We start from the raw sequence: 6,111 nt of genomic DNA, 5'->3' as shown, positions 1-6,111 counted from the left end.
TTTGCACGAATCTATTACCTGAATTAGTGAATATAAAATTTGAAGTAAATACACATGAATCTGCTTTGGTATTCGGATTGTTTGATAAAGTCCAATATCTAACATATGCCAATTTTGGATTTAAAAATAACGAGGAAAGGACCTTAATTGGCTTTTATTTAATGGAGAGTACAGGAGATAAAGAACCTGCATTTGAGGTTTGCTGGGATGAAACGTCGAACCCAAGAATTTATTTTGGGAGATATTATGAAAAAATAAAAACTGAAATGTCTTTTAGAAATAGTTGGTTAATAAAATTCGATCATACCAATAAACCAAAATTAAATGTGGAATTGTATTCTCAAATTTATGATTTTTATAATGATAAACATCCAAACATTATGAGATCAGTAAAATTGGAAACATGCGATGTTTTAAAAAAATATGATGACAAAATTTAAATCTTGAATACTGACTTTTTTAGGGGTATTCACGGCAGGGATCTGGAGTGCTGCAATCCTTCTTCCGTGCTGTTGTCCCTTTCTTTTTCCGGAACGGGCAAGTACCTGAAGACAGGTTTTTTGCTTATTAAAATCGGGCCTCATAGTCGCGATCGAACAGACGTTGGTGTCGTAGTAGGAATCCCTAGTTGGAAAATGAATTCGGGATCATAATCCGGAAATTAAATGCGGTTCATCACGAGAAATGCAAAATCCTCAGTTGCAAAACTTTTATTTCTTATCTAAATAGTTTGAGATTTTGTGGTTAAGAATACGGACCCTTTTGTTCCATCCGGTCGAAAATCGGAGATTTTCTCCAGTCCCGGCTCTTTCAGACCCGGGCCTTACATAAAGTCCCCGAGCCCGAGCTGCTGCTCGGACGGCGTGCCGAAGGTGGACTCGATGGCCATGGAGAGGACTTCCACCCGCTGCTTGGTGTACTCGGAGACGGCGTACTCCTCGCAGATGCGCCGGGACATCTCGAGGTACTTCTTCACCGAGCCCTCGTGCACTGTCTGGATCACGTTGCCGCCGCAACGGGTGCATTTGCCGGCGATGGGCATCCGGCGGTACTTGGCATTGCACCGGGTGCACCGCATCTTCTGCCGGGAAAACGCATTCAGGTTGCCCATGAGGTCGCGGATGAAGTGCGTGTTCAACACCCGTTCGGCCACGTCGTCCTCGTCCACCGCCCTGATGCGCTTGGCAAGGTCGAGCTCTGCGTCGAGCTTCTCGAGCATCGTGGTGAGGATGGTGTACATCGACTCGTGGGGGCCCGCCGAGATGTCGGAGGTGTCGTGGGTAAACCCGATGCCCTCGAACTGGGCGGGCGTCCCGAGGCGGTTTTCCACGTGGTCGATAATCCCTGCGAGATCCCTCGGGTGGGCGTATTCGAGCGCTTTCGTGTAGAGTTCGAGGGGGTAGGTGGTGCAGGCATCGACGTTGTGGCTCTCCTTATCGATCTCGGACGGGTCGATGCGGCTCGTGAGCACGAGCGGAGCGTCCATCGAGCCGCCGCGGGTCTCGGGAAGGTACGAGCGGGAGAAGTTGATCAGGCCGTCGAGGAGCAGCATGATGCAGTCCTCGTCGCCGTCGCACTGGCCCGTGAAGATGCCGTTTGCGACCAGCGTGTGGTCTTCGGCGACCGTGACGCAGTACACGAACTCCTCCGCCGATTCAAGCACGGTCCGCTCCGCCACGCGGTCGGTGATCATGGCGCCCCCTTCGAAGAGCGGTATGCAGTCGCCTTCGGCGAGCTCCATCGCTTTCAGGCGGCGGATGTACCCGAGGTCCGACACCAGCATCGTGTGTTCGGGCGTCACCGTGACGCTCCGGCCCCGCCGCGTCCCGAACCGGATCAGGGTAGCGGGCGCCTTGTGAACCGAGACGGAGGTCACCCGGCGGAGGCGGACCGTGCCGTGGGCGTCGAGTGAGGGTACATAATAGGGCTGCAGGGGGTCTGAATAGTAGGTGCCCGCCCGGTCGATACCGGGCCGGGAGACATCGAAGTTCTCGAGCACGAACTCCCGGATCGGCGTGTCGTGCCACGCATGGCCGTCGTAGACGCGGATCTCCGTCTCGCCCGCAAAACAGTTCCGCCTCTTCGCCGCGTGGAAGAACGGGTGGGCGTACCCCACGTTTGCGCGGGAAAACCCAATGAGGCGGGCGAGCACGCCTGCGCTGGTGTGCGGCGCGAGCCCCATGAGGAGGTGGCCGACCAGCTCTTCCTTGGTGGAAACGCCGTAGTAGGGGGGGAGACCGTAGATCTTTTCGAGCATCTCGTCCACGAATGTCGCCACCCGTACCAGGAAGTTCCCGCAGTCTTCGGAGACGAGGATGTCCTGGTGGCGGAGCTCCAGCACCTGATCGTCATGCACAAGCGGCTCGCCGTGGATGTCACGGGAATACCCGAGCTCCCGCAAACGGTCGACGGACACCCCGATCTCGTGCGGCCGGATATGGGTGAGCGGCAGGTCGATCATGTCGTACCGGATCGTCCCGTCCTTGAAGACGAAGATCTCGTGCTTTGCACGGAGCAGGCCCTTTTCAAGCGCTTCGACGGTACGCTCCCGTGAAATCATTCCCTTGACGCCTTTCACGAGCTTCAGGTCGGACTCGCGCATGCCGAGCGCCGCGAGGGCCTCCGCATACTCCGCCCTGACATTGAGATTGATCGTCTGCATGCATTCGGCGGGCACGTCGCAGGCGGGGCAGCGCTCCTCCGTCGTCTCCCGGTGGCAGCGGGGGCAGAGATAGACGGGTTCCGTGTGGCTGCCGCATTCGCAGAGGTTCTTGAACGCCACCGCCCCGCAGGCCGGGCACCGCCGCCTCCCCACATCGACCGCGATGATGCCGCCGTCCTGGTTCGAGTACGCCTTCGAGGATCCCGCCTCCTGCAGCGAGCGGCGCGACCCGCCCGCGTCGCCGACGGGGAAGAGGGTGTGGGGCGGCGGCCGCATCTCCCGCGGCTTGGACTTGCCGGGACGGCCCATCCGCCCGCCGATCCGCGTTCCCGCCTTCGAACGCATCGAAAACCCGGCACAGTGCATGACGAGCGCAAGCGGGGAACCGTCCGGCGCATCGTTCCAGACCGCCCGCTTCACGCACTGGCTCGAAAGGCCGAGGCAGGCGAGGAGCACGTAGGGCTCGCCGATACGGACGATACCTTCGCGCACCTGATGGGGGACGAGCAGCTCCTCGAGAAGGGGCTTTGCGCCGGAAGAGAGGGGAAGCGAGAGCACGCCGCCCGCGACGCTGCCGTGCTCAGCGACGCGATCGGAAAGTTCGAGGATCTGCCCGGGCGTGAGGTCGTCCCACATGTACGTCCACCGGGGGTGCAGGTAACCGCCCCCGAGCGCCATCGCGATTGCCTCCAGTTCATCGGCGGGAGGCTTAATTCCCCCCTCCAAAAGCCACCACTCCTCACAATAGGAGGCGGGCACGAGCGGGTGGTTGTTCTCGAGAAACTCCCCGAAACTCACCAGCATCTCGCCCACGTCGAGGATCTCGTCGATCTGCTTCGACAATCGCACCGCCTCTTTCGCGTCGTCGATGCGGAGCAGATCGCCGTTTTTCAGGAGCACCGTCGGCCCCTCGATGGTATCGACGGGAACGACGCCCGCGGCCTTACCCGGACGCTCCACCTTCATCTGCGTACCGACCGCAAGGAAATCGCCGAGGATATGAAGGGTCGCGGGATTGAACCCCGCCGCCGCAAAGCCGGTGTTCCTCGACCGTCCGTACCGCAGCCGGAACCCCCCCTTCCGCATCGGGTATGCGAAGACGGGCCTGCCGCCGATCAGGTCGCGGATGTATTTGTCCTTCGGTTTGATGGCGGCGCCCGGGCCGTCGTCATCGTCGCCGCCCTTCGCGGATGCTCCGGCAAGGAGTTCATCGAGCCATGCCCAGCCCTCGATCTTCATCTTCCTGACGTTCTTCTGGACCTTCGGGGCCTTGAGGGCGAGCCCCTCCGCGATCACGAGCGCCATGCCGCCCCGGACGACGTTTGTCTCCACGCGCTCGAGATTCCGGTACCCGGAAACCTCCTGCGACTCCGTGGGTTCGCCGTCGATGCAGACCGGGCAGTTCTCGATGATCAGGCGCAGCTCCCGCTCGCTCGGGACATACTGGAGGCTCATGATGTTGTTGTACTGGCGGATCTCCTCGATGTACCGCTCGACCTCTTCGGGCCGCGGGATATACCGGTTAATCCCGAGCGACCGCCTGACATAATCCCCGACAAGCACGGAGAGCGCCTGCGCCGTTCCTCCCGCACTCCGGATGGGGCCCGCATAATAGATCTTCAGGTACTCGGATCCGTCGTCGTTCCTGCCGATCCCGACCTTCGCGATCCCCTCGGTGGGGGCCGCCACGACGCCCTCGGTGAGAAGCGCCATCGCGGTACGGATCGCGTGATCGAGGATCTCCTCGCGTGTCGTCTCGCCGAACCTTCTGTCGACAAAGTCGTCGCCGATCTTCAATGCCGCCTCCTCACGCGACATCACGGATTCCAGTTCGCGCAGCCGGACGGCGACACCCGTATACCCGAGGAGGGCCTCCACCCGGTCGGCAAGGTCGTTTGCGACCGGGATCTCCACTTCCAGCCGGGGGTCGGTCCCGTGCTTCCGCGCCTGCCCTGCGACGGCAAGCGCCCCGGCCAGCCCCTCCGCAAGCGTCCTGAAATATGCGTCCACGTCGGGAGATGCTGCCGGCCCCTGCATGGTTTATCAATGGGCAGGATTCGATTTATGCCTTGGTGTCGGGGAGTGAACGTGCCGCCCCGGCACCGGCTTCCGCCGTTTCATATCGCAACATCCTTGCATGGTGAGAGGGCCAGTACATATGCACATGCGCACCCCGGAGATGGAAAAGTATTATGTATAACGTTCGCAGCCACTGCATCGGCAAGGCACACGAGGAAGTGATCAGGGCTATTCTTAAATATGGCGTGTTCCTGATGACGGAGGACGGGGAGAAGACGCTGGAACTTCCGGAACCGCTGAATATTCACATCGGGAATCCGTTCGCCGAGTATATGGTCAGCCCCCACAACATGTTCGGGAAGCAGGCGATGCAGCAGTACGCGAGCGATCTGCTCTCCGGCTCGGAGAGCGATTTCGTGTACACCTACCACGACCGGCTCTTTGACTATCCCCGCGAGTTGGGAGAGGGGTTCTCCGGCGACGGCGACGGGAACGGGATCGACCAGATCGACTACATCATCCGCAAAATCAGGGACGAGCCGACGACACGGCGGGCGCTCGGCATCACCTGGTTCCCGGTAAAAGACGGCACGTCCGCTCACCCGCCCTGCCTCCAGCGGATCCAGTGCCTTGCCCGCGACGGAAAGCTCAACATGCACATGGAGTTCCGCTCAAACGACATGCTCTCGGCGCTCGGCGCGAACATGTACGCGCTCGCCCACCTGCAGAAACATATCGCGGACAGCCTCGGGCTTCTGCCGGGATGGTACTCCCATACCTCGGTCTCCGCCCATCTCTACTATGAACGAGACCGCGAGGAACTGATGCGGTATGTAAACGGGCTGTCCCTGCGGGAATGGGTGCGGGACTTCCCTTCCGCGGAGCTGCTCGGGCTCCGCTAAAAAACGTTATATCTCTTTTGTCCGCGTGAAATAGTCCTGAAGTGCTTCGGGGCCCAGCTCCCCCATCTTCCAGAGCGTAAGCGCGGCGCAGGTATGGGCGACACCCTCGGTCTCATCCATCATCGCGAGCAGGGGCTCGACCGCCGGCTGGCCGATCCGGCAGAGGGCCAGTGCGGCAAAACCCCGAACGTCCTCGTGATCGTGAGCAAGCAGGTCAAGGAGCGCCGGTATAGCGGGGGTGCCGATCGTGCCGAGGACTGCGGCAAGATACCGCCGTGCGTCATCATCCTGCAGGACCTGGAGGGAGAGGACCAGCGGTTCTATCGCGGGAACACCGATTTTTACGAGTGCCTGGCTGAGATACCAGCGCAGGTCGTTGTCCGTCTCTTCGACGATTGTCTCGATGATCGGATCGACCGCCGGTTCGCCGATCCTGCCCAGATCCCGCACTGCCTCATGCTTCTCGTCGAGAGTTCCCATCCGGATCCGTTCGACCGCTTTTTCTATCCTGTCGTCCTCCTCCACGTA

General features: G+C 59.9%; 3 protein-coding genes. 1 reads left to right on the top strand and 2 read right to left on the bottom strand.

What is annotated here, in order from left to right; genetic code table 11:
• Positions 1–823 precede the first annotated feature (823 nt).
• Complete coding sequence (locus APR53_07455; protein ID KQC05508.1) at positions 824–4,699, bottom strand: DNA polymerase II large subunit; 3,876 nt, start codon at positions 4,697–4,699, stop codon at positions 824–826.
• Between the two features lie 155 nt (positions 4,700–4,854).
• Here APR53_07455 and APR53_07450 point away from each other — a divergent pair, with 155 nt between their 5' ends.
• Positions 4,855–5,583, top strand: coding sequence for a thymidylate synthase (locus APR53_07450; GenBank protein ID KQC05507.1), 729 nt, complete (start codon positions 4,855–4,857; stop codon positions 5,581–5,583).
• Positions 5,584–5,589: 6 nt separating this feature from the next.
• Here the strand turns inward: APR53_07450 and APR53_07445 are convergent, their stop codons facing one another.
• Positions 5,590–6,108, bottom strand: coding sequence for a hypothetical protein (locus APR53_07445; GenBank protein KQC05506.1), 519 nt, complete (start codon positions 6,106–6,108; stop codon positions 5,590–5,592).
• Positions 6,109–6,111 lie beyond the last annotated feature (3 nt).

The sequence above is a fragment of the Methanoculleus sp. SDB genome (assembly GCA_001412355.1).
Lineage (GTDB): Archaea > Halobacteriota > Methanomicrobia > Methanomicrobiales > Methanomicrobiaceae > LKUD01.
The sequence above is the reverse complement of the archived record's forward strand: the minus strand, read 5'-3'. Positions and strand labels throughout refer to the sequence as shown.